The 23,258-nt window shown below is 61.8% G+C and carries 24 protein-coding genes and 1 tRNA gene; 15 read left to right on the forward strand and 10 right to left on the reverse strand.

What is annotated here, in order from left to right:
* Positions 1-81 precede the first annotated feature (81 nt).
* The 8 genes from crcB to DQ230_RS03605 all read left to right on the forward strand — a co-directional run bounded on the left by crcB (position 82) and on the right by DQ230_RS03605 (position 7,530).
* Positions 82-459 (forward strand): fluoride efflux transporter CrcB, encoded by a 378-nt coding sequence (crcB, locus tag DQ230_RS03570; RefSeq protein WP_113911123.1) that lies wholly within the window; start codon positions 82-84, stop codon positions 457-459.
* Positions 456-1,499 (forward strand): RluA family pseudouridine synthase, encoded by a 1,044-nt coding sequence (locus DQ230_RS03575; protein ID WP_113911124.1) that lies wholly within the window; start codon positions 456-458, stop codon positions 1,497-1,499. The genes crcB and DQ230_RS03575 overlap by 4 nt, the downstream gene beginning before the upstream one ends.
* Positions 1,496-2,176 carry an HAD-IA family hydrolase gene (locus DQ230_RS03580; protein ID WP_113911125.1) on the forward strand — a complete coding sequence of 227 codons (681 nt, stop codon included), beginning with the start codon at positions 1,496-1,498 and terminating at the stop codon, positions 2,174-2,176. Before DQ230_RS03575 ends, DQ230_RS03580 begins: the two co-directional genes overlap by 4 nt.
* Positions 2,173-2,883, forward strand: a complete 711-nt coding sequence (locus DQ230_RS03585) for an ATP12 family chaperone protein (RefSeq protein WP_113911126.1) — start codon at positions 2,173-2,175, stop codon at positions 2,881-2,883. The genes DQ230_RS03580 and DQ230_RS03585 overlap by 4 nt, the downstream gene beginning before the upstream one ends.
* A 199-nt stretch (positions 2,884-3,082) precedes the next feature.
* Positions 3,083-4,102: an amino acid ABC transporter substrate-binding protein gene (locus DQ230_RS03590; RefSeq protein WP_113911127.1), complete on the forward strand. Its 1,020-nt coding sequence runs from the start codon at positions 3,083-3,085 to the stop codon at positions 4,100-4,102.
* 135 nt (positions 4,103-4,237) lie between these two features.
* On the forward strand, positions 4,238-5,452 hold the full coding sequence (locus DQ230_RS03595) for an amino acid ABC transporter permease (protein WP_113911128.1): 1,215 nt from the start codon (positions 4,238-4,240) through the stop codon (positions 5,450-5,452).
* Position 5,453: 1 nt separating this feature from the next.
* Complete coding sequence (locus DQ230_RS03600) at positions 5,454-6,752, forward strand: amino acid ABC transporter permease (protein WP_113911129.1); 1,299 nt, start codon at positions 5,454-5,456, stop codon at positions 6,750-6,752.
* A 13-nt stretch (positions 6,753-6,765) separates the two neighbouring features.
* Positions 6,766-7,530: an amino acid ABC transporter ATP-binding protein gene (locus DQ230_RS03605; protein WP_113911130.1), complete on the forward strand. Its 765-nt coding sequence runs from the start codon at positions 6,766-6,768 to the stop codon at positions 7,528-7,530.
* Positions 7,531-7,533: 3 nt separating this feature from the next.
* On the opposite strand, the gene DQ230_RS03610 is transcribed toward DQ230_RS03605, so the two are convergent.
* The 6 genes from DQ230_RS03610 to ttcA all read right to left on the reverse strand — a co-directional run bounded on the left by DQ230_RS03610 (position 7,534) and on the right by ttcA (position 14,274).
* Positions 7,534-8,169 carry a ferredoxin gene (locus DQ230_RS03610; RefSeq protein WP_113911131.1) on the reverse strand — a complete coding sequence of 212 codons (636 nt, stop codon included), beginning with the start codon at positions 8,167-8,169 and terminating at the stop codon, positions 7,534-7,536.
* A complete protein-coding gene (gene argB / locus DQ230_RS03615; protein ID WP_113911132.1) occupies positions 8,166-9,026 on the reverse strand; it encodes an acetylglutamate kinase in 861 nt (286 codons plus the stop codon). Before argB ends, DQ230_RS03610 begins: the two co-directional genes overlap by 4 nt.
* 54 nt (positions 9,027-9,080) lie before the next feature.
* The gene (gene yihA, locus DQ230_RS03620; RefSeq protein ID WP_113911133.1) at positions 9,081-9,734 is read right to left on the reverse strand and encodes a ribosome biogenesis GTP-binding protein YihA/YsxC; all 654 of its coding nucleotides are present in this window, start codon (positions 9,732-9,734) and stop codon (positions 9,081-9,083) included.
* A gap of 100 nt (positions 9,735-9,834) precedes the next feature.
* A complete protein-coding gene (gene yidC / locus DQ230_RS03625) occupies positions 9,835-11,667 on the reverse strand; it encodes a membrane protein insertase YidC (RefSeq protein WP_113911134.1) in 1,833 nt (610 codons plus the stop codon).
* 114 nt (positions 11,668-11,781) lie between these two features.
* Positions 11,782-13,338 carry a putative bifunctional diguanylate cyclase/phosphodiesterase gene (locus DQ230_RS03630; RefSeq protein ID WP_113911135.1) on the reverse strand — a complete coding sequence of 519 codons (1,557 nt, stop codon included), beginning with the start codon at positions 13,336-13,338 and terminating at the stop codon, positions 11,782-11,784.
* Between the two features lie 57 nt (positions 13,339-13,395).
* Entirely contained in the window at positions 13,396-14,274 is an 879-nt protein-coding gene (gene ttcA, locus DQ230_RS03635) for a tRNA 2-thiocytidine(32) synthetase TtcA (RefSeq protein WP_113911136.1), read from the reverse strand.
* Positions 14,275-14,371: 97 nt separating this feature from the next.
* Here ttcA and DQ230_RS03640 point away from each other — a divergent pair, with 97 nt between their 5' ends.
* Positions 14,372-14,884 carry a superoxide dismutase family protein gene (locus tag DQ230_RS03640; protein ID WP_238987407.1) on the forward strand — a complete coding sequence of 171 codons (513 nt, stop codon included), beginning with the start codon at positions 14,372-14,374 and terminating at the stop codon, positions 14,882-14,884.
* 25 nt (positions 14,885-14,909) lie between these two features.
* On the opposite strand, the gene yidD is transcribed toward DQ230_RS03640, so the two are convergent.
* Genes yidD through rpmH form a run of 3 tightly spaced genes read right to left on the reverse strand, consistent with a single transcriptional unit; the run spans position 14,910 to position 15,720 of the window.
* Entirely contained in the window at positions 14,910-15,131 is a 222-nt protein-coding gene (gene yidD, locus DQ230_RS03645; protein WP_113911137.1) for a membrane protein insertion efficiency factor YidD, read from the reverse strand.
* Positions 15,128-15,562, reverse strand: coding sequence for a ribonuclease P protein component (rnpA, locus tag DQ230_RS03650; protein ID WP_113911138.1), 435 nt, complete (start codon positions 15,560-15,562; stop codon positions 15,128-15,130). The genes yidD and rnpA overlap by 4 nt, the downstream gene beginning before the upstream one ends.
* 23 nt (positions 15,563-15,585) lie before the next feature.
* Complete coding sequence (gene rpmH, locus DQ230_RS03655) at positions 15,586-15,720, reverse strand: 50S ribosomal protein L34 (protein WP_012177012.1); 135 nt, start codon at positions 15,718-15,720, stop codon at positions 15,586-15,588.
* Positions 15,721-15,995: 275 nt separating this feature from the next.
* On the opposite strand from rpmH, the gene DQ230_RS03660 reads away from it, so the two are divergent.
* From DQ230_RS03660 to DQ230_RS03685, 6 genes are all read left to right on the forward strand, one after another.
* Positions 15,996-16,730 carry a TVP38/TMEM64 family protein gene (locus DQ230_RS03660; RefSeq protein ID WP_238987408.1) on the forward strand — a complete coding sequence of 245 codons (735 nt, stop codon included), beginning with the start codon at positions 15,996-15,998 and terminating at the stop codon, positions 16,728-16,730.
* A 4-nt stretch (positions 16,731-16,734) separates the two neighbouring features.
* Positions 16,735-18,153 carry a dihydrolipoyl dehydrogenase family protein gene (locus DQ230_RS03665; protein ID WP_113911139.1) on the forward strand — a complete coding sequence of 473 codons (1,419 nt, stop codon included), beginning with the start codon at positions 16,735-16,737 and terminating at the stop codon, positions 18,151-18,153.
* A gap of 17 nt (positions 18,154-18,170) precedes the next feature.
* Positions 18,171-19,550, forward strand: a complete 1,380-nt coding sequence (locus DQ230_RS03670; protein ID WP_113911140.1) for a sensor histidine kinase — start codon at positions 18,171-18,173, stop codon at positions 19,548-19,550.
* A gap of 63 nt (positions 19,551-19,613) precedes the next feature.
* Positions 19,614-19,690: transfer RNA gene (locus DQ230_RS03675), tRNA-Arg, on the forward strand.
* Positions 19,691-19,845: 155 nt separating this feature from the next.
* Positions 19,846-21,387: a TniQ family protein gene (locus DQ230_RS03680; protein ID WP_238987409.1), complete on the forward strand. Its 1,542-nt coding sequence runs from the start codon at positions 19,846-19,848 to the stop codon at positions 21,385-21,387.
* Positions 21,388-21,657: 270 nt separating this feature from the next.
* A complete protein-coding gene (locus tag DQ230_RS03685; protein WP_113911141.1) occupies positions 21,658-22,653 on the forward strand; it encodes an HNH endonuclease signature motif containing protein in 996 nt (331 codons plus the stop codon).
* A gap of 200 nt (positions 22,654-22,853) precedes the next feature.
* Here the strand turns inward: DQ230_RS03685 and DQ230_RS03690 are convergent, their stop codons facing one another.
* A complete protein-coding gene (locus tag DQ230_RS03690; RefSeq protein ID WP_113911142.1) occupies positions 22,854-23,084 on the reverse strand; it encodes a hypothetical protein in 231 nt (76 codons plus the stop codon).
* Positions 23,085-23,258: the final 174 nt, after the last annotated feature.

Raw genomic sequence — 23,258 nt, forward strand, 5'->3', positions numbered from 1 at the left:
CCAGACAGACAAGCGGTTTGTGCAGATGCGGCGCGATCTGCGCCGCTTGACAAATGCGGGGTGCCGCGCGACAGAGCGGCCATGTTCATGACCTTCCTTCACGTCGCCATCGGCGGTGCGATCGGCGCCAGCCTGCGCTATGGCGCGGGGCTGTGGGTGGCGCGCATGGCGCTGCCGGGCCTGCCGTGGGGCGTGATATCGGTCAATATCATCGGGTCGTTCCTGATGGGCGCCTTTGCGGTCTGGTCGCTGGCGCGCGGGCAGGGCGCGCTGAACCCGTTCGTGATGACGGGGGTTTTGGGTGGGTTCACCACCTTTTCGGCGTTCTCGCTGGAGGCGGTGACGCTGATTGAACGGGGGGATATGGCGGCGGCGCTGCTGTATATTGCCCTGTCGGTGGGGCTGTCGATTGGCGCGCTGGGCTTGGGATTTTGGGTAATGCGAGGGATGCTGGCATGAGCGGCGTGCAAACGATCTATGTCTCAAAGGACGATAACGATCAGCGGCTGGACCGCTGGCTGCGCCGCCAGTTTCCGCATTTGCAGCAGGGGCGCATCGAAAAGATGTGCCGCAAGGGCGATCTGCGCGTCGATGGCGGCCGGGTCAAGGCGGCCACACGGCTGACCACGGGGCAGGCGGTGCGCATCCCGCCGCTGCCCGATGCCGCCGAGGCGACGGCACGGGCGCGCGCGCACATCACCGATGCCGATGCGGCGATGATCCGCGCCTGCGTGATCTACCGCGACGAGCATGTGATCGCGCTGAACAAGCCGCCGGGATTGCCGGTGCAGGGCGGCTCGAAAACCACGCGCCATGTCGACGGTCTGGCCGAGGCGCTGCGCTTTGGCCTGGAGGAAAAGCCGCGACTGGTGCATCGGCTGGACAAGGATACGTCGGGCGTTTTGATGCTGGCCCGCACGCGCGAGGCGGCCAAGGGGCTGACCGCCGCGTTTCGCCATCGCAATACGCGCAAGCTCTATTGGGCCGCCGTTGCCGGCGTGCCGACCCCGCGCATGGGCACGATCAAGTTCGGATTGGTCAAGGCGCCCGGCCACGGCGCCAAGGGCGAGGGCGAGAAGATGCACGCGATCCATCCGCGCGACGTGGACGACACCCCCGGCGCCAAACACGCCACCACCGATTATGCGGTGCTGGAGGCGGTCGGCGCGCGCGCGTCGTGGTGCGCGCTGGTGCCGATCACGGGCCGCACGCATCAGTTGCGCGCCCACATGGCCGAGCTGGGTCATCCGGTGGTCGGCGACGGTAAATATGGCGGCTCGGGGCAGGAGAACCTTGGCGATGGCTGGGGCGCGCAGCTGGGCGGCGACATCTCGAAAAAGCTGCACCTGCATGCCCGCTCGCTGAAGATCGAACATCCCGTCACCCGCGCCATACTGCATCTGACCGCGCCGCTGCCGCCGCATATGCAGCATACCTGGGACACGTTCCAATGGTCACCCGCCGACGTGCCGGCCGACCCGTTCGAGGATCTGGAATGACGGCACCGCTGCGCCTGATCATTTTCGACGTGGACGGCACGCTGGTCGACAGTCAGGGCGATATTGTTGCCTCCATGCACCACGCCTTTGCCGAGCTTGGCGCGCCTGCGCCACAGCGGGCGGCGATCACCCGCATCATCGGTTTGTCGCTGCACGCGGCCATGGCGCGGCTGGCACCGGAGCTGGACGCGGGCGCGCATGATGCGCTGGTTGAGGGGTATAAACGCAGCTACATGAGCCTGCGCGCGCAGGCGGGCGCAGCGCAATCCTCGCCGCTATATCCCGGCACACGCGACATGCTGGAGGCGCTGGCGGCGCGCGACGATCTGCTGCTGGGCGTGGCCACCGGCAAATCGCGGCGCGGGCTGGACAAACTGCTGGAGGGGCACGGCCTGACCGGCATGTTCATCACGCAGCAGGTGGCCGATCACCATCCGTCCAAACCGCACCCCGCCATGTTGCACGCGGCGCTGTCAGAAACCGGCAGCAACGCAGCCGACGCGGTGATGATCGGCGATACGACATATGACATGGACATGGCGCGCGCGGCCGGTCTGCGCAGCATTGGCGTTGAATGGGGCTATCACCCCGCCGCAGATCTGCGGGCCGATCACATGCTGGCCAGCTGGGGCGACCTGCCCGGCGCGCTGTCGCAGATGTGGGAGCGAGCAGCATGAGCGAATGGGCGGCCAAACGATTCTGGAAAAGTGCCGACGTAACTGAAATTGGCGCAGGCTACGGCATTGCGCTGGATGGCCGCGCGGTCAAAACCCCGGCCAAGGCGCCGCTGGCCGTGCCGACCCGCGCGCTGGCCCAGGCCATTGCAGGCGAATGGAACGCGGTCGCGGAAAAGATCGATCCGCGCGTCATGCCGATGACCCGGTCGGCCAACGCGGCCATCGACAAGGTCGCGCATCAACACGCCGAAGTGGCCGACATGATCGCCGCCTATGGCGAGACGGATCTGCTTTGCTACCGCGCCACCAGCCCGCAGGAACTGGTCCTGCGCCAGTCCGAGGAGTGGGATCCGCTGCTGGACTGGGCCGATACCGCGCTGGGCGTGCGGCTGCGCACCGTGCCGGGCGTCATGCCTGTGGCGCAGGATCCGGCGGCGCTGGATGTCTTGCGCGCGCGGGTCCATGCGCATGATAATTTCGCATTGACGGCGCTGCATGATCTGGTGGCCCTGTCCGGATCGCTGATTATCGGGCTTGCGGCCACACTGGACGCCCGCGACACGCCGACGCTCTGGCAGATTTCGCGGCTGGACGAGGCGTGGCAGGCTGAATTGTGGGGCGCCGACGATCAGGCCGAGGAAATGGCCGCCGTCAAGCGCGCGGCTTTTCTACACGCTAAGGAATTTTTCCTTCTTCTGAGTGAATAAACACCCGAAAGCTGCGTCCTGCCCCATGGTAACCTGCCCGGTTGCGACCATTTTCCCGAATGCGCCCCTTGACCTGTTGCAATGATTTCCGCCAGACTTGGATGCGCTGAGGAGTGCATCCTTACAGTTTTGCTTTGGTTCGATTCGGACCAATTAAACCATCCGGGATCCAAGGGTGGATAATCAGGAAGAGGTAAACATGAAGAAATCCGTATTTGTTGGCGTGCTGGCGCTGGCCGGGGCGTCCGCTGGCGTCGCTGCCGCCGGGACGCTGGACGATGTCAAGGCGCGCGGCACGCTGAACTGCGGTGTTGTGACCGGGCTTGTCGGCTTTGGCGCGCCGGATGCGAACGGCGAATGGCAAGGTTTTGACGTGGCGATGTGCCGTGCCCTGGCGGCGGCTGTTCTGGGGGATCCGACTGCGATTCAATTTGTGCCGACCACCGGAAAAACCCGCTTTACCGCGCTGTCCTCGGGCGAGATTGACGTGCTTGCGCGCAACACGACCTGGACGTTCAGCCGCGATGTGGACCTGAAATTCGATTTCATCGGCGTGAACTACTATGACGGTCAGGGCTTCATGGTACCCAAGGAACTGGGCGTGACATCGGCCAAGGATCTGAACGGCGCGACAATCTGCGTCCAGACCGGCACCACGACCGAACTGAACCTTGCCGATTATTTCCGCAAGAACAACATCAGCTACGATCCCGTCCCGATCGAAACCAATGCCGAAGGCCAGCAGCAATATCTGGCCGGTGCCTGCGATGCCTACACAACCGATATGTCGGGTCTGGCATCCAACCGCGCCACGTTCGAATCGCCGGGCGATCACGTGCTGCTTCCGGAAATCATCTCGAAAGAGCCGCTGTCCCCGCTGGTTCGCCACGGCGACAATGAATGGGCCGACGTGGTGCGCTGGACGCTGAACGCGCTGATCGCCGCCGAAGAGGCGGGCATCACCAGCGCCAATATCGGCGAGCTGTCGGCACAGGCCGGCGACGCGCCCGAGATCAACCGCATCCTCGGCACCGAAGGCAATCTGGGCGAGCAGCTGGGCCTGAGCGCCGACTGGGCCAAGAACGCGATCATGGCGGGCGGCAACTACGGCGAGATCTTTGAGAAGAACATCGGCGAAGCGTCCCCCATCGGTCTGGCACGCGGGCTGAACGCCCAGTGGACAGATGGCGGCCTGCTCTACGCGCCGCCCTTCCGCTAACTCAATGACGCCAAGGGGCGCGGGATGACCGCGCCCCTTGATCGTATAAGAAACGTCCAAAAACAATTTCGGGCCTTGTGAGGGGCGGACAAACCGCCCCCGCATCAGAGCGTTCCGAAAATTCAGGGAAGTTTAATGACAACCTATACCGACCCCGAAAAGGGCGGGTTTCACGTGTCGCAACTGCTCAGCGATACGCGCTACCGGGCCATCACCTTTCAGGTTATCGTGTTCATCTTGCTGTCATTGGTGCTGTGGCGTCTGGGCAGCAATCTGGTAACGAACCTGCGCACGGCCGGGCTGACCTTTTCATTCGGGTTTCTGGCTGATACCGCCGGGTATGATGTGGGGCAGACGCTGATCCCCTATTCCAGCCAATCGTCAAACTGGCAGGCGGCCAAGGTGGGTATCCTGAATACCCTGCTGGTCGCTGTCCTGGGGTGCATCACCGCCACGATTTTCGGCGTTACGGCGGGCGTTCTGCGGCTTAGCAAGAACTGGATCGTCTCGCGCCTGATGGCCGCCTATGTCGAGGCGTTTCGCAATGTGCCGGTGCTGATCTGGATCCTGATCATCTATGCGATCATGACGGTATCGCTGCCCGCGCCCAGCGCCTTTCGCGGGGAAACCCCCGATAGCACGATGCTGGCCGGGCTGTTCGCCTTTACCAATCGGGGCATCTACATCCCTGCGCCGATCTGGAACGCGGGGTCGGGGATTGTCGCGGGTGTCTTTGTCCTGTCGATTGCGGCGGTGTTTGCCTATCGCGCTTATGCCAAGAAGCAGCTGTTTGACTCAGGCAGGCTGTTGCCCATGGGCTGGCCGTCGCTGTTGATCCTGTTCGTCCCGACAATCGCGGCGTTTTTCCTGCTGGGGCGGCCTGTCGGTCTGGATATTCCCGCGCTGAGGGGCTTCAACTTTGCCGGCGGGATCAAGATTGGCGCGCCGCTGATTGCGCTGTGGTTCGCGCTGTCGATCTATACGGGCGCGTTTATCGCCGAAAACGTCCGCGCCGGTATTCAGGCCGTATCGCAAGGCCAGACCGAAGCGGCGGCGGCGCTGGGCCTGCGTCCGGGGCGCATCATGAGCCTTGTGATCCTGCCGCAGGCGATGCGGGTGATCATCCCGCCGCTGATCTCGCAATATCTGAACCTGACCAAGAATTCATCGCTGGCCATCGCCGTCGGCTATGCCGACATCACCGCCACGCTGGGGGGGATCACGCTGAACCAGACGGGCCGCGCGATTGAATGTGTGCTGCTGCTGATGCTGTTTTATCTGGCGATTTCGCTGACGATTTCGGGATTGATGAACATCTACAACAACTCCGTCCGGCTGAAGGAGCGCTAGGATGTCAGACACACATGCGCAATCCGTTGCCTTTGTCCGCGACACGGAAATCCCGGCATCGCCGCCACCGGTGGCGCAGACCGGTGCGGTGCGCTGGATGCGTGAAAACCTGTTCAGCACTTGGGTCAACGCACTGCTGACGGTTGCCGCGCTTTATGCCATCTACCTGATTGGCGTGGCGATCCTGCCGTGGCTGATCAACGGGGTCTGGACCACGCCCAGCCTGACCGCCTGCCGCGAGGTGTTGCAGGGCAAGGTGGGGGGCTGCTTTTCGGTGCTGACCGAACGCTGGAACCAGCTATTGTTCGGGTTCACCTACCCCAGCGATCAATACTGGCGGCCCGGCATTGCCTTCTTGCTGCTGTTCGCCGCCGCCGCGCCGGTCATGTTCTTCAAGCTGCCGCGCAAGCTGCTGATCATCACCGCGCTCTACCCGTTCGTGGCCTATTACCTGATCTGGGGCGGCACGATCCTGACGCCGGTTTTTGCCCTGCTGGGCTTCGTTGCAGGCTATGCCGCCTATGCAAGGCTGGTCAAAGGGTCGTTTGCGCTGGGCATTTTCGCGGCCGTCGCTGTTGCCGCGCTGACATGGTGGATCGGCGGCATGATCACCGACGCGGTCGCCCCCGCCCAGCCGTGGCTGGAGGAGGTGCCGTCGCGCGACATGGGCGGGTTCATGTTGAACATGATCCTCGGCGTGACCTGCCTGTCGCTGTCGATTCCGCTGGGCATTCTGCTGGCGCTGGGGCGGCAATCGAACCTGCCGCTGATCAAGGCGGTCTGCGTGGTGTTCATCGAATTCATTCGCGGCGTGCCGCTGATCACGCTGCTGTTTGTGGCCAATGTGGTGCTGGCCTATTTTTTGCCGCCCGGCACCAGTTTCGACCTGATCCTGCGGGTGATCATCATGATCACGCTGTTTGCCTCGGCCTATATCGCCGAAGTGATTCGCGGCGGCCTGGCCGCACTGCCCAAGGGGCAGTATGAGGCGGGCGATAGTCTGGGGCTGGATTATCCGCAGGCGATGCGCCTTATTATCCTGCCGCAGGCGCTGAAAATCTCGATCCCCGGCATCGTCAATATCGCCGTGGGGCTGTTCAAGGATACGACGCTGGTGTCGGTCATTTCGATGTTCGATCTGGTCGGCATGATCCGGGGGCCGATCCTGGCATCCGCCGAATGGAACGGCGTCTATTGGGAGCTGTTCGGATTTGCCGCGCTGCTGTTCTTCGTCGTTTGCTACGGCATCTCGAAATATTCGCAATGGTTGGAGCGTCAGCTGTCAACCGGGCATCGCTAAAGGGGGTTTGGGCATGGCCGAAGCACATATGAAAGTCTCGGACGAGGTCGCCATCTCGATCCGCAAGATGAACAAATGGTACGGCGCGTTCCACGTTCTGCGTGACATTGACCTGACCGTAAACCGGGGCGAGCGAATCGTGATCTGCGGGCCGTCGGGATCCGGCAAATCGACGCTGATCCGCTGCATCAACGCGCTGGAAGAGCATCAGAAAGGCACGATCGAGGTCGACGGGATCACCCTGTCGTCGGACATCAAGAATATCGACAAGATCCGCCGCGAGGTCGGCATGTGCTTTCAGCATTTCAACCTGTTCCCGCATCTGACGATTCTGGAGAACTGCACGCTGGCGCCGATCTGGGTCCGCAAGGAGCCCAAGCGCGAGGCGGAAAAGACGGCCATGCATTTTCTGGAAAAGGTGCGCATCCCCGATCAGGCGAATAAATACCCCGGCCAGCTGTCGGGCGGCCAGCAGCAGCGCGTCGCCATCGCGCGCAGCCTGTGCATGAAGCCGCGCATCATGTTGTTTGACGAGCCGACATCGGCGCTGGACCCAGAGATGATCAAGGAGGTTCTCGATACGATGATCGAACTGGCCGAGGAAGGCATGACCATGCTGTGCGTCACACACGAAATGGGATTCGCCCGCCAGGTCGCCAACCGCGTGATTTTCATGGATCAAGGCCAGATCGTCGAACAGAACGAGCCAGAGGAATTCTTCAGCAACCCCAAATCGGACCGCACCAAGCTGTTCCTGAGTCAGATTCTGGGACACTAGAGTTTAGCGGTGGAAGTATGACATGTGAAAGGCGGATTGCCGTGGGTCACGGCCGAACGCTTGCGACACCGGGCAGGCCCGCCGCGCCTTGCATCCTTGCGACAGGCAGTCATCGCCCGGCGCTGTATCCAGAAACGCATGACAGGCGGCCACATCATAGCCGCGCGCGGCGCTGAGCGCATCCACCGGGCAGGCTGTCATGCATGGTTTGTCCGCGCAGGTCAGGCAGGGCGATTCGCCCGTTTCGGGCAGGACGATTTTCTGCGAAAATCGTAGCGCGCCCCGATAGGATACCATCAGCCCGGCAGTGTCGTGCACCAGCATGCCAGCCGGGCTTTGCCACGCGCGCCCCGACGCCATCGCCCAGCGCAGGAAGGGCGAATAGGGTGGTCCGCCGAAGGGAAACAGCGGCGCAGCGTCCAGCCTGCGGGCCAGATCGGCGATAACCCGCAGCGACCAGCGATCAATCGGGTCGGGCGCGCCGTCCTGCATTTCAGGGGCGGCCTGCATGAGCGGCCAGAAACCGCGCGACGGCCCTAGGAGGATGACGGTCGTGCCGTCCTCGTGAACGCCGCCCATGATATCAAGGCTGTAGGCTTCGGCAGCGCGGGAAATGCTGTCATAATCCGGCACGCTCATGCGCGAATCATCGAACCTGCGCCATGATCAGTGAACAGCTCCAGCAGGGGCGCGTTCGGGACGCGGCCATCCAGGATAACGACCGCCCGCACGCCGCCCGCAATCGCGTGCAGTGCGGTTTCCGTCTTGGGGATCATTCCGCCCGAAATGGTGCCATCTGCGGTCATCGCGCGCACCTGATCGGCGGTAAGATCGGTGATCACGTGGCCCTCTGCGTCGCGCACGCCGTCCACATCGGTCAGCAGCAGCAGGCGATCCGCCTTGAGCGCGGCGGCAATCGCCCCGGCCATCGTGTCGCCGTTGATGTTATACGTCTCGCTATTGCGGCCGGCGCCCAAGGGTGCGATCACAGGGATCGCATCGTCGCGAAACAGCGTGTGGAGGATAGCCGGATCAATCTGGCTGGGCACCCCGACCAGCCCCAACGCCGGATCAGCCGGATCGCAAGTGACCAGATGCGCGTCTTTGCCCGACAGGCCCACGGCGCGGCCACCTTGCGCGTTGATCGCCTGCACGATCCGTTTGTTGACGCGCCCCGAAAGCACCATTTCGACCACTTCCATGGTGGCCGCATCCGTCACCCGCTTGCCATTCACGAATTCGGACTTGATCGCCAGCTTGTCCAGCATGTCGTTGATCATCGGCCCGCCGCCATGCACGATGACCGGGTTGACGCCGACCTGCCGCATCAGCACCACATCGCGCGCAAATGTATCCATCGCCTCCGCGTCGCCCATGGCGTGACCGCCGAATTTGATGACGACGACAGCCTCGTCGTAGCGCTGCAAATAGGGCAGGGCCTCGCTCAGGGTGCGGGCGGTGGAAATCCAGTCACGGTTCATATCGCGTTGCTTCATTGTTGGGTCCTCGCTGACGGCTGTTATCGCCACTCAACACGCGCGGCGCAAGGCTCAGACCAGATCGGCGATGGTCGCGCGCAGGGTGGCGATACCGTCGCCCTTTTCGCTGGAGGTCAGGATCATCTCGGGGAAGGCGGCAGGATGGCGCGCAATTTCGCCCCGCACCTGCGCCAGAATTTCGTCCAGCGCCGTACCGCGCAGCTTGTCCGCCTTGGTCAGGACAACCTGAAAGGTGACCGCCGCGCTGTCCAGCAGCGACATGATTTCGTGATCCACCGGTTTGACGCCATGGCGCGTGTCGATCAGCACGAAGGCGCGGCGCAGATTCTGGCGACCCGCAAGATAGCGTTTCAGCAGCGCCTGCCATTTTTCCACCACCGGCAGCGGCGCGTTTGCGTAGCCATAGCCGGGCAGGTCGACCAGATAGTGACTGTCGGCAAGCGTGAAAAAGTTCACTTCCTGCGTCCGGCCGGGGGTGTTGGAGGCGCGCGCCAGCGCCTTGCGGCCTGTCAGCGCGTTGATCAGGGTTGATTTGCCAACGTTCGACCTGCCGGCAAAGCATACCTCGATCCGGTCCGCCTCGGGCAGGCCGGACATGGCAACGACACCTTTCAGGAAATCCGTCTCACCGGCGAACAGGATGCGGCCCCGCTCGGCCGCATCCGGGTCCGGTGCGTCGGCAATGGGGAAGGGAAGCGTGGCCATCACAGTACCTTTGTATCGGCGTAAATGCCTTGTTTACCAGCTATCCGGTTTCCTCCGGGAGGGCTGGCGATTGCGCCGCCCGGTTGGGCGGCGCGCTGTGTCACGTGTCTTTTTTCGTTGCTTTCTCGGGCGCCTCGGCCTTCGGTTTGCGTCTGAACCCCTCGCGGATATTGCCAAAGACGTCCGGTTTGTAGCCCTGGCTGCGCATGATCGCGTATTGCTGCGTGAACGTGATCGTGTTGTTCGCAATCCAGTACAGAACCAGACCGCTGGCGAATTGGCCCAGCATGAACATGAAGACCCAAGGCATCCACGCAAAGATCATCTTTTGCGTCGCGTCCTGCGGTGTCGGGTTCAGTTTCTGCTGAAGCCACATCGAAACGCCCAGAAGGATCGGCAAGACGCCCAGCGATATGATGGCAAGCGGCGAATCGGCGCCGGGGGCGGCATAGGGCAGAAGACCAAAAAGGTTCAGGATCGAGGATGGGTCCGGCGCGCTCAGGTCTTCGATCCAGCCCACCCATGGCGCGTGTCGAAGTTCAAGCGTGACGAAAATCACCTTGTAGAGCGAGAAGAAGATCGGGATTTGCAACAGGATCGGCAGGCAGCCCGATGCCGGGTTTACCTTTTCCTTCTTGTACAGCTCCATCATCGACTTTTGCATCTTCTGCTTGTCGTCGCCGGCTTCTTCCTTCAGCTTTTCCATCTTCGGCTGAAGCTCTTTCATACGGGCCATCGACACGTAGGATTTGTATGCCAGCGGCAGCAGAAGCGCCTTGATCATGAGGGTCAGGCCGATGATGGCCCAGCCCATGTTGCCGATCATGTTGTTCAGATAATGCAGCACAGCGAAAATCGGCTTGGTCAGGAAGAAAAACCAGCCCCAGTCGATAGAATCCACAAACCGGTCGACACCGTCTTCGTTCTGATAGTGACGGATGGTCGCCCATTCCTTGGCGCCGGCGAACACTTCGAGCCGGGTGCTGGCGCTTTCGCCGGGGGCCAGCGTCTGGGTCGGCATGCGTGTGGTCGTCTGGTAGATGTCACGCTTGGCATCATGCAAGGTCGTGACGTTGAAGCCGCCGGTATCGCGCGGAATCAGCGTTGTCATCCAGTACTGGTCGGTGATGCCGGTCCAGCCTGCCTGCTCGACCGCGATGGTGCTGACGTTGTTGACCGGATCGAAATCATCGTAGTCGGTTTCGGTCAATTCGCCATCTGCCATGCGGATGCCGCCCTCGTGCAGGATGAAGAAATTCTTCAGATCTGCGGGCAGGCCGTGGCGGGCGAGAATACCATAGGGTGCGAGGGATACCGTGCCATCGCCGCTGTTGCGGGCCGATTGCTGAATGTCGAACATGAACTTGTCATCGACGGAAATGGTGCGCGTGAATTCCAGACCGGCGCCATTGTCCCATGTCAGCGTGATCGGCGTGTCCGGCGTCAGTTTCGCGCCATCCTCGGCCTGCCATTCGGTGTTGGCGCCCGGCACAAGATCGCGGGTCAGGCCGGCGCCCGGCGCCCAGCCAAACAGGGCATAATAGGGTGCGGCGCTGCCGATCGGTGACAGAAGGTCGACGATGTCGGAATCCGGCTCGATCGTATCGCGGTAGTTTTTCAGGGACAGCTGATCAATGCGGCCACCTTGCAGCGAGATGCTGCCCTTCAGGCTGGGCGTGTCGATTTCGACGCGGGGCGCATCGGCAACCTGGGGCTCGGCCTCTTCGGCGGCGGGCGGGGTGCCATCGACCGCATCGGGCGCGGCGGCAATGCCCGGCTCGGTTGCCACGCCATCGACGGGCTGGCTGGTGGCCGCGGGCGCGCTGATATCCTCCGGAGGGGCCTCCGGCGCGGGAAACAGCACGAACCACAGCATGATTACAACGAAACTCAGCGCGGTGGCGAGGATTAGGTTCTTGTTCTGATCGTCCATTCCTGGAAGCCACTCATCTGTTGGGAAGTCACGGGTGGTTCAACAGAGTGCGGCCACAAAGGTCAAGGAGATTCCGGGCAACGTGACCCTTCGCCGCCGCGTTTTACCCTTAAATCAGTTGATCCGGCGGCCGATCGGCGGCACTTCGGCCAGCTTGGCCAGATGTGAACGAACCCATTCCGCCGTTCGGTCCAGTGGCATCGGGCGGCCGATGCCAAAGCCCTGAACATGACCGCAGCCCAGCTGCGCCAGCATCGCATGTTCGCCGGACGTTTCGACGCCTTCGGCAAGCGTGGACAGACCCAGCTGTTCGGCCATGGTCAGGATCGCCGCCACCATGCGCTGTTGTTCGGGGTCGCAATCGACCTTCATCACAAACGACCGGTCGATTTTCAGCCGCTGCACATCAAACCGCCGGATGGACGAGATGGAGGCATGCCCGGTGCCAAAATCATCAAGGTCAATCTGGCATCCCAGCCGGGCCAGTCCGGCGATATTATGCACAACCGTATCGTCGGGGGTGGAGGCTACGACGTTCTCCAGGATCTCGACGGCGAGGCGGCTCGCCGGCAGGTCGAAGCGGTCCAGCTCCCACTCGATTTTTTTCACAAGGCCCGGATTGCGCAGTTCCTCGGGGGAGAAGTTGACCCCGACATGCGGCACGTCCAGCCCAGCGGCGTCCCATGATTTCAGGGCTGCCAGTGAATTGTACAGCATGATTTCGCCCAGACGCTCCATCTTGGCGCCCTGCTGGAGGGCGGGCAGAAATTCGGCGGGTGAAATGACGCCGCGTACCGGGTGGGTCCAGCGGGCCAGCGCCTCGAACCCGCTGATCTGGCCGGTATCTGTGGATATCTGCGGCTGATACCACGGCTGGATCTGGCCGTTTTCCAGCGCCTCGACGGCCTCGGCGACCAGCCCGTCATCGCAGCCTGTGACCGGCTCTGCCATGTCGCGGCTGAAGGCGCGCGTGGCGGACGGGCCGTGGCGCCGTGCCTCGGCCAGTGCGACGGTGGCGGAGTTCAGCAAGGCCGCGCCGGTGCGATCCTGCGTGGACGTGCCTTTGAGGCCCGTGTCAATGGCAAGGCCGACAGACGCTGTGACGTAAATGCTGGTGCCGTCCAGCGCAATCGGCGCCTCCAATGCGGATTGCAGGCGATCCGCCATCTGCAGCATGTTTCCAAGGTCCAGCTGGCGCACCGGGGCCACGCAGACGGCGAACATGGCCTCTTCAATCCGGCTGACCGTATCGCGGCTGCGCACGGCCGAGCGCAAGCGATCGGTCAGCTGCGTCATCACGGCATCGGTGGGCCCGCTGCCAACCCTTTCGCGCAGGGCGCCGTATTCATCCAGCTCCAGCAGGATGCACCCGGTCCGGCGCGATGTCGCCACCGCACCGCGCACTGCCGCCTCTATCGCCTGATCAAATCCGTCTTCGTCGACGTTCGGATCGCCCTGCCGCGCCGCGCGGGTCAGGGCGGCCCACACAGGGCCGGAAATGATCAGGCAAACGGGAAATCCGACAGCGATCATGATCAGCAAATCCTCGCCGCCCAGCCAGAAACCGCCCAGCACCAGCGCAGGCAAAACGCCAAGCAGCGCCGGAACGACGGGAATTTCGCGAAGGCCGGCATGAACAGCAGACAGTATCGGGCGGAGTGGCAGGGACATCGGGCAGCGCCTTTTCAGATTGCCCGGCCACCCTACGAACGCCCTCTCAACAGCCCCTTAACGCAGCTGTGGAATATCGCCGAAATCTCTGTCGCTTTTTACAGATCCCAGCGAAAGCGTTGTGAAATCAAACAGATCGGGGTCCAGCAAATGTGACGGGCGCGCATTCATCAGGGCGCGAAACATCACCTGGCGGCGTCCGGGGCTGTTTGCCTCCCAACCGTCCAGTATCTGTTTGACCTGCTGGCGTTGCAGACCATCCTGACTGCCGCACAGATCGCACGGAATGATCGGATACTGCATCGCCCGCGCGAATCGCTCGCAATCCTCCTCGGCCACATGGGCAAGGGGGCGCAGCACGAACAGATCGCCATCCTCGTTGACCAGCTTGGGCGGCATGGTGGCCAGCCGCCCGCCGTGGAAAAGGTTCATGAAGAAAGTTTCGAGGATGTCATCGCGGTGATGTCCCAGCACAACCGCTGTGCAGCCTTCCTCGCGTGCGATGCGGTAGAGATTACCGCGCCGAAGCCGCGAGCACAGCGCGCAGAACGTACGCCCTGCGGGGATTTTATCCATGACAATCGAATAGGTGTCCTTGTATTCGATCCGGTGGGTGACCTGCATTTTTTGCAGAAATTCGGGCAGGACCGTGGCGGGAAATCCGGGCTGGCCCTGATCCAGATTGCACGCGAGCAGATCGACCGGCAAAATGCCGCGCCATTGCAATTCGTGCAGCACGGCCAGCAATGTATAGCTGTCCTTGCCCCCGGACAGGCACACCAGCCAGCGCGCGCGCGGACCGTCGCGGTCCACCATGCCATAGGTATCCACCGCCTCGCGCGTCAGGCGCACAATGCGTTTGCGCAGCTTGCGGAATTCCGTGCTGCGGGGCGCCCCGTGAAAGAGCGGGTGAATATCGTCGGCATCATCGAGCATGAATCCGCTGTAATGGACCCAAGCCGCCCAAACAAGACTGGAACGCAGCAGGCCAGCCGCGCGTTACCCGGAGGAATGGTTGATGAAAGGATACGCGATGACCCGCTCAGGATTGATACTGGCAACCGTTATCACAGGTTTGACCGCCGGCACGGCAGTGGCAGAGGCCGGCGCCATGGCGATGCTGAAAGGACAGGACGGACAGGATGCCGGCCATGTCACAATCACCCAAGGGCCGAACGGCACGCTGTTTCACGCCGAACTGACCGGACTTGCGCCGGGTTGGCACAGCTTTCACGTGCATGAGGTGGGATCGTGCGAGGATGGCTTTGCCGCGGCGGGCGATCACTATGCGCCGGACGGCAATGGCCACGGCCTGATGGCCGATGGTGGGGCGCACGCGGGCGATTTGCCGAATATCCACGTTGCCGCCGATGGCACGGCAATGGCGGAATTCTATAGCAGCCGTCTGACAGTGGCAGACGGCGCGGCCCCCCTGATGGACGAGGACGGCTCGGCCATTGTCATTCACGAGAACGCCGATAGTTACGGAGCCGATGCAGGCGCTGGCGGGCGTGTGGCCTGCGGGGTCATCACGCAGACCAAGTAACGCTGCACAGCAAAGCGCGGGCGGATCAGTCGGGCACGTTGTCGATGCCCGACCCGCCCCACGGGTTGCAGCGCGCGATGCGATGCAGGGTCAGCCATGCGCCGCGAATGCCGCCGTGACGCTCCAGCGCCTCCAGCGCGTAGGCGCTGCATGTGGGGTGAAAGCGGCAGCCATGCCCCACCCATGGGCTGAAAAGAAGCCTGTAGGCGCGAACCGGCAGCGCAAGGCACCGCGCAAGCAAGGTCATGTCTGCTTGTCATGCAGTTTGCGAAGCGCGTAGGCCAGATCGCCTTTCAGCGCGTCAAAGGGTCGGTTGGCCGTCGCCTCGGCCCGGCCGATCAGGACGTAATCCCACCCCGGCACACCTTTTCCTGGCAAAACAGCGCGCGCAGCCTCGCGCAGGCGCCGTTTGGCGCGGTTGCGGGCAACCGCGTTGCCGACCTTTTTCGAGCAGGTAAAACCGACGCGGATGCCATCCGCAGCCTCATCACCGGTGCGGCGCCGGGCCTGAACCATCATGGAACTGGTGCCCTGACGACCTGCCCGCGCAGCGCGCAGAAATTCCTTGCGCGTTTTCAGCACAGTCAGGGGGTGTTCCGTCACACCCATCTTTGCGCACGACAAAACCGCCGGGGATGCCTGCCCGGTCTGACGATCGGGGTGCTCCGGCGGTGTCATCACGTCGTTCAGCCTGCTGGCGCTTATGCGCTCAGCGACTTGCGACCGCGCGCGCGGCGTGCGTTCAGGATCTTGCGACCGGCTTTGGTAGCCATACGCGCACGAAAACCGTGGCGCCGCTTGCGAACCAGGTTCGAGGGTTGAAAGGTGCGTTTCATCGCTCCGTCTCCAAACTTTGTGCGGACTGGTGCAATTCCGGGGAATCGCGCAGCATCCGGGTATATCCGAAGCCCGGTCTATAGTGGGCGCCTTTGTCCAAGTCAAACCCCGCGCCGCTGTTTATTGCAACAAAAGCGCCTTTGCAGTCATGCAGATGCGCCAGGGATGTTTGCGCGCCGATAGTCACGGCGGATCAACGCCGCGTGATACGGCTATTCAACCGCGCGCGATAGCGTCATCTAAGAGCGGCAAGGCACACAACAGGGGACGATCCGTGACGAGCAAGGACTGCCAGAGCCGCAAGCATCCCGTTTTGCGCCACGCGCCGTTGGCGCTGATCGTGCTGATTGCCGCAATAGGGGCATTTACGCTGCGCGATTATCTCAGCTTTGACACGCTGCGCGAGAATCGCGAGGCGCTGCTGGCCTACCGGGACACGCATTTTGCGGCCATGGTCGCGGGATTTATCGGAATATATGTGCTGATCGTCGCGTTTTCGCTGCCCGGCGCCGCTGTGGCATCGGTCACCGGGGGATTTTTGTTCGGGCTTGCCTGGGGCACGGCGGCGAATGTTGTGGCGGCCTCATTGGGGGCCATCGCGATATTTCAGGCCGCCCGGCTGGGGCTGGGTCAAACGCTGGCGGCGAAATTGGACGCAAGCGACGGCACCCTGAAACGCATCAAAGACGGGCTGCATGAAAACGAGGTCAGTGTTCTGTTTCTGTTGCGGCTGGTGCCTGCGGTGCCGTTTTTCGTGGCAAATCTGCTGCCGGCGTTGGTCGGCGTGAAATTTCGCAACTTTGTGCTGACAACCGTTTTGGGCATCATTCCCGGTGCGCTGGTCTTTACCTGGATCGGGGTGGGCGTTGGCGAGGTATTTGACCGTGGCGGCAGCCCTGATCTGAGCCTTCTGTGGGAGCCGCAGGTGATCGGCCCGCTTTTGGGGCTGAGCGCACTGGCTGCACTGCCGATCTTGTTGAAGGCGTTGCGCCGAAAGAAGGGTATTTAAGCCAATGAAAAGCATCAAGACGGACATTCTGGTCATCGGCGCCGGCTCTGCGGGGCTATCGATGGCGGCGGGCGCGGTGCAGATGGGGGCGCGCGTTGTGCTGCTGGAGGGGCACAGGATGGGTGGCGATTGCCTGAATTACGGATGCGTTCCGTCCAAGGCGCTGCTGGCGGCCGGCAAGGCGGCGCAGGCGCAAGCGCGGGCCAACGCCTTTGGCGTGGGCGGCGCGGCGCCCGAAGTGGATTATGCCGCCGTCATGGCCCATGTGCAGGACGTCATCGCCACCATCGCCCCCGTCGATAGTGTAGAGCGGTTCGAGGGGTTGGGCGTGCAGGTGATCCGCGAATATGGCGCGTTCATTTCCCCGACCGAAGTGCAGGCGGGTGATACGGTGATCACCGCGCGGCGCATTGTGATCGCCACAGGATCGGGCCCGCTGGTGCCGCCCATTCCGGGGCTGGACAGCGTTCCCTATCTGACCAACGAGACGCTGTTCGATCTGCGAACGCGGCCCGCGCATTTGCTGATCATCGGCGGCGGGCCGATTGGCATGGAAATGGCGCAGGCACATCGGCGGCTGGGCGCCCGTGTCACCGTCATCGAAGGCGCCAGGGCGCTGGGCGCCGACGACCCTGAAACCGCTGCTATCGTGCTGGACGCGCTGCGCGCCGAGGGCGTGGAGATCGTCGAGGGCGCGCTGGCCGCAGAAATCAGGGGCAGTGCCGGCGCGGTTGAGGTTGCGGCGAAAGATGGCCGCGTTTTCAAAGGCAGCCATCTGCTGATCGCCGCCGGACGCAAAAGCAACGTGGACCGGCTGGCACTGGACAAGGCGGGGATTGAGACCACGCCGCGCGGTATCAGGGTGGATGACAGCCTGAAGACCACAAACAGCCGCGTTTATGCGATTGGCGATGTGGCGGGCGGGCTGCAATTTACCCATGTTGCGTCTTATCACGCCGGGATTGTGATCCGCTCGGCCCTGCTCGGCCTGCCGGCCAAAGCCAGGACGGCGCATATCCCATGGGCCACCTACACCGCGCCCGAACTGGCGCAGGTGGGCCTGACCGAGGCCCAAGCGCGCAAGAAACACGGCGCGCGGCTGGAGGTGGTGCGCCATGAATACGCCCATAACGACCGCGCGATTGCCGAGCGGGCAACGTCCGGCCTGATCAAGGTGATGGTGGTGCGCGGCCGCCCGGTGGGCGCGTCCATCGCCGGCGCGCAAGCGGGCGAGTTGATCGGCCTGTGGGCATTGGCGCTGGCAAACAACATGAAGATGAGTCAGATTGCGGCCATGGTTGCCCCTTATCCAACGCTTGGCGAGGTAAACAAGCGCGCGGCTGGAACTTATTTCAGTCCGCGCCTGTTTGAAAGTCTATGGGTCAAACGTGCAGTGCGCAGCGTGCAGCGCTGGCTGCCATAGCAAGGGCAGGGCGGTAGATGAATACACTCTCTGGCCGCTTCCTGATTCTGACCGCCATCTTTGTGATGCTGGCCGAAGTGCTGATCTTTGTGCCGTCTATCGCGCGCTTTCGCGAGGATTTCCTGCTGTCCAAGCTGGAGCGCGCGCAGATCGCGTCGCTGGCGCATCTGGCCGGGGGGGACATCAGCCCCGAGCTGGAGCAAGAGCTGCTGGAAAATGCGGGCGTCTACAACGTGGTGCTGCGCCGCAACGATGCGCGGCAGCTGGTGCTGTCCTCGCCGCTGCCGTCGGCCATCGCGGCGACATATGATCTGCGCGATGCGGCTGCGCCGGTCCTGATCCGCGATGCCCTGCTGCGGCTTTGGCATCCCGGCGACGAGGTGGTGCGCGTTATCGGCGTCCCCGTGCGCAGCGCCGGTATGCTGATTGAAATCACGCTGGAGACAGGCACATTGCGCGCCGCCATGATCGACTATGGGCTGCGCATTCTGGTGCTGTCTGCCGTGATTTCCATCATCACCGCTGTTTTGCTGTTTCTGGCCGTACGGGTGTTTCTGGTGCGTCCCATCAGCCGCGTTGTCACCTCGATGAAGGCCTATGCCAGCGCGCCGGAGGACGCGCGCGGCGTCATGGTTCCAAGCTCGTCCATCACCGAATTGCGCGAGGCCGAGGAGACGCTGGCCCTGATGCAAACTCAGCTGATCAGCGCGCTGCGCCAGAAGGAGCGTCTGGCAGGCCTTGGCGGTGCAGTGGCCAAGGTCAGTCACGATCTGCGCAACATCCTGACCAGCGCGCAACTGTTTACCGACCGGCTGGAGACGTCCCAGGATCCGATGGTGAAACGCATGGCGCCCAAGCTGGTGGGGTCCATCACGCGCGCCGTGAACCTGTGCGAATCCACGCTCGCCTATGGCAAGGCCGAAGAGCCGCCGCCCCGCCTGTCGCGCTTTGCGCTCCTGGACATTGTCACCGATGTGATCGACAGCGAACGCCTGTCGGCAGGAGAGGCCGATATCAGCTTCTCCGAAGATGTCAGCGCCGGATTTCAGCTGCGCGCCGATCCCGAGCAGATGTATCGCGTCATCGCCAACCTGGTGCGCAACGCCCGGCAAGCCATCGTAACCAGTGGCAAGCCTGGCGAAATTTCGGTGCAGGCGGAGGATGCGGGTGACGCGACCCTTATCCGCATCAGCGACACCGGCACCGGTCTGCCGCCCAAAGCGCGCGAACATCTGTTCACACCGTTTCAGGGCGGCGTCAGCAAGGGCGGCTCTGGCCTCGGCCTTACGATTTCCGCCGAACTGGTGCGCGGCCATGGCGGCACCCTGACGCTGGAGCAGACCGGAGATGACGGCACGACGTTCCTGATCCGGCTGCCCAAAGGTGATTTCGGATAAGCAAAGAATTTCTTCAGCGCCCCCCTTGCCAAGCGGGAACGCAGCCGGTAATCCCTGCCCCGTGGACCGATAGCTCAGCTGGATAGAGTACCTGACTACGAATCAGGGGGTCGGGGGTTCGAATCCTCCTCGGTCCGCCATTTCCCCCTTGTCAGATGACAGACAAAACCGACTTTCGTGACATATAACTGACCCAAAAGGCTGATCACTCCGATAGTAGAGTGACGTTGCCCAGTTGGGCTTGCGATCATAAAGTCAGGCCAGTCGTGTCTTTATCAAATCGCGGAGGCCCAGTGTGGCCAAGAGCCTCCCTGCCACCCCCGGAACGGATTTTCCGCTTTTGCCGCTGACGGTGGCGCATGACGCGTTCGAGCCGGCATCCTCCTTGCTGTCGCGGCTCGCGGCCAGGAATGGCGCCCGCTCCATGCGGGCTTTTTGCGGTGACATTGCTTTCCCGGTCGATCCGCTCTTCCGAGGTGAAAAGCTTGCCATAGAGCAGTTGGCACAACTGGCCGGTTGCGATGCGGCCGCATTGGAGCGGGTGTCTATCCGTCATCTTGGCAAGGGCCATTTTCGCCTGCGCGACGAATTTGCCTCCCTCCAGAGCTTCCAGCGCGCCCGCGTCCGAGTTTGTCCAGAATGTGTGAGATCTGAGGTTCCATCCGCGGCCGAGTCGTGGCGCGTGCCGCGTCGCCTCCAGTGGAAATTTTCGTCGATCCGAAGTTGCCCGGATCACGGATGCATGCTCGTGTGCCTCCCCGCCGAGAAATTCTACAAGGATGCCAAAGATTTTGCGGCGCAGCTTCGGAAGTATCACGGCTGGATCTTGGACCAGCCGGTGGCGCAAGCGAACCACAGCGCTTTCGAATTGTATCTCACCAACCGCATCCTGAGCGAGCGGGGCGAGCGATGGATTGACCGTCTGGAACTCAATGTGGCGTCCCGCGCATGTGAGGTGCTGGGCCTGCGTATTGCGAAGGGGCCACATGCTGCGCTGAAGGGACACAGCGAGCGCGGATGGATGAGGTATGGCGCTCAGGGCTACGACATATTGAAAGACGGCCCCGCGGCTCTCGCGGACTGCCTTGGGGCAATGGCTCAAGAAGACGGCGTAGATAGCAGATTTTTCGGTCGGCTCCTTGGACCTTGGATGGCATGGCTGAAAAGTCGCAGTCTCGGCGACGAGTTCGAGCCGCTGCGCGACGTCGTGCGGCGGCACATATTCGATACCTTCTCAGTACGAAAAGGTGTCTTGGTTCTTGGGGTGCCATCGGATGGAATCGCTTCGTCGAATTCTCGGAAATCTCTGCCACTCAAGGGCTTTGCCAAGGATCATGCGAGGGATCTGATTTACCGTGGTCTCGCAGAGCGTGCTGCGGATGGTAATATCATTGCATTGAACTTTGTCACCGAGCAAATGCTCGCCGCGTATGAGCGTGAGAAGACGTGCTTTCGACTAGCAGAGTGTCAGCCTAACGATTTTGCGGACAAGGCCGAACGGCAAGATGGCAGCCGTGTTTCCGTCAGTGATACCGCTCGGCAGCTACGAATCACAATCAAAACCGTCGGGTATCTGGTCCGTCACGGAATGCTCTGTGGCTTGGATGCCTCTGGTCGCTATCGTCGCGGCACGACTGTCATCACAATTGATAGCATCGCGCAGTTCCAAGCATGCTTCATATCCCTGGGTGAACTCGCCTTGGTCACACAGCGTCCACAGGGGGCGCTTTCGATGAAGCTTAGAAATGCCAACGTGGCATTACTGGCAATGCCACCTGACTTGAGCCGAATCTACTGGCGCGAGGACATGAGTAATTATGCAACAAGCGGGGAGTAACGTTTCCGGCCCACGCCGGTCTCTCAGCACCGTGCTTTGATGCTGCGGCTGCAACCCGCATAGCTGACATTAGAGCAGCTCGCATTATCGGGCGTCGGATGGATGTGCACTGTCACCGGTTATCCTTGACACCCACCTCGCAAAATCGACATTCTTTTGGTGCGTCCAGAGCATAAGGCAGCGCCAGACGCACTATCTCACATCTGCCAACAAGAACCGGCCCCGGACCATATCGGAGAAGGCCCAGACACCCTTGCACTGGAGAGCAAGATGCCATCCTCGAAAACGCCTGTGGGCGAGCATGACCACCTGTTGGAAATCTATGAATCCGAAGTCGAGGTCGAATATCGCGGCGAGCGATATCGCGTCCGTGACAACGGCGCGGTCTATCGACTAAACGAGTTCCGAAAACGCGCCCGTCCGCTCGACAAGACGTGGACCTTCGGACGCCAGAACCTCATGACCGGCTACCATCTTCTGGCCGGTGTGCCGATCCATCGTATCGTTTGCAGCGCCTTCAACGGCCCGCCACCCTCCGATCAACATGTCGTCGATCACATCGACACCAATCGGGCGAATAACAGGCCCGAGAACCTACGCTGGCTCACGAGGCTGGAAAACGCACTCTTGAATGAAACAACTGCCCGCCGCATTGAGCTGGCTTACGGGTCAATAGAAGCGTTTCTCAAATATCCATCCAAGCCCATAAACGAGACATCCTTTCCCGACGTCTCATGGATGCGGACCGTGACCAAGGAAGAGGGTGCCAGAACAAGATCCCGCTTCGAGGCATGGGCGAAGAGCGGATCGGTTCCGAGCGGCGGCGCAATCGGCGAGTGGCTCTACGGCACCCGCGAGCGAGCTGACTTCGATCCGGAGCCAGAAGAATATGAAAGCCTGACGCCATCGGCGATCCAAGTGAAGTGGAGGGTTCCGACCGAGTTTCCAGGATGTCCGGAGGCTGTGTCAGTAGATGGATTGGAGCGATACGCCCAGAACCTTCGTTTCGGACAGGTTTTTGCCCGGAACGACATCTACCACAGCTTGGTCGTTCAATGCGCCCTCGTAGAAGACGGGCTGGTGGTTCTCACTCACAATCCTGAAGATAACGCGATCAAAGACTGGGCTGTCGCCATGATCACGATCCAAGGCGAGCTGTTCGTTCACCGCAGCGAGCATCAATATTTCACGCTTCAGGGTGCGCTGAAAACCTTCTGTGAACTGACCGGCGAGAGTTTGGACGATAGCATCGATGACTATACGTGAAGGCGTGCGGCGCTATTGTGTAGTCGTTCAGATGTGATCTGACAGTTGGCCGTTTTTCCGGCGGCGTCTGTCAGGTAAAGTTCAGTTCACGAACTTTTCCTTCCAGATCTCTTTGCCCTCGATCATGCTATACTGCGAGCTGGCACCGGGTTTTTCATCAAAATCCGCCCATTTCGCCAGACCGCCGCCTTTCCGCTCCTTTACGACGTGACGCGCGTTCTGATGCTCCTGATCACATGTCGCGCGACCTTCAAGATAGGCAATTCAGCGACAAAGGATGAGAACAGAAGTACAATTACCGCAAATGCGCCAAGAAACATCCAGTCGGTACCGTTGATTTTGAAGCCAAAGGGAATACCCAACGAGAACGTGATGTTTTCCGCCGCGAAGTACATCGTTGCGCTGACATAGGCGTGGTCGCGGATTTTCAAAAAAAGCTGCCCAAGCGGTGAATAGTGCTGTTCTCTGAATTCCTGACCTGTTGATTGTCATTGAGAACTGACCCGGCACCAGCAGAAATTGTCATTGAGAATTGACCCATGTGCAACCTTGCCGCGGCTTGAATCAGCTGGGGGCGCATGGAGTGATAGACATGGGATTTTTGA

Origin of the sequence: Roseovarius dicentrarchi, assembly GCF_003316635.1 — a bacterium.
Lineage (GTDB): Bacteria > Pseudomonadota > Alphaproteobacteria > Rhodobacterales > Rhodobacteraceae > Roseovarius > Roseovarius dicentrarchi.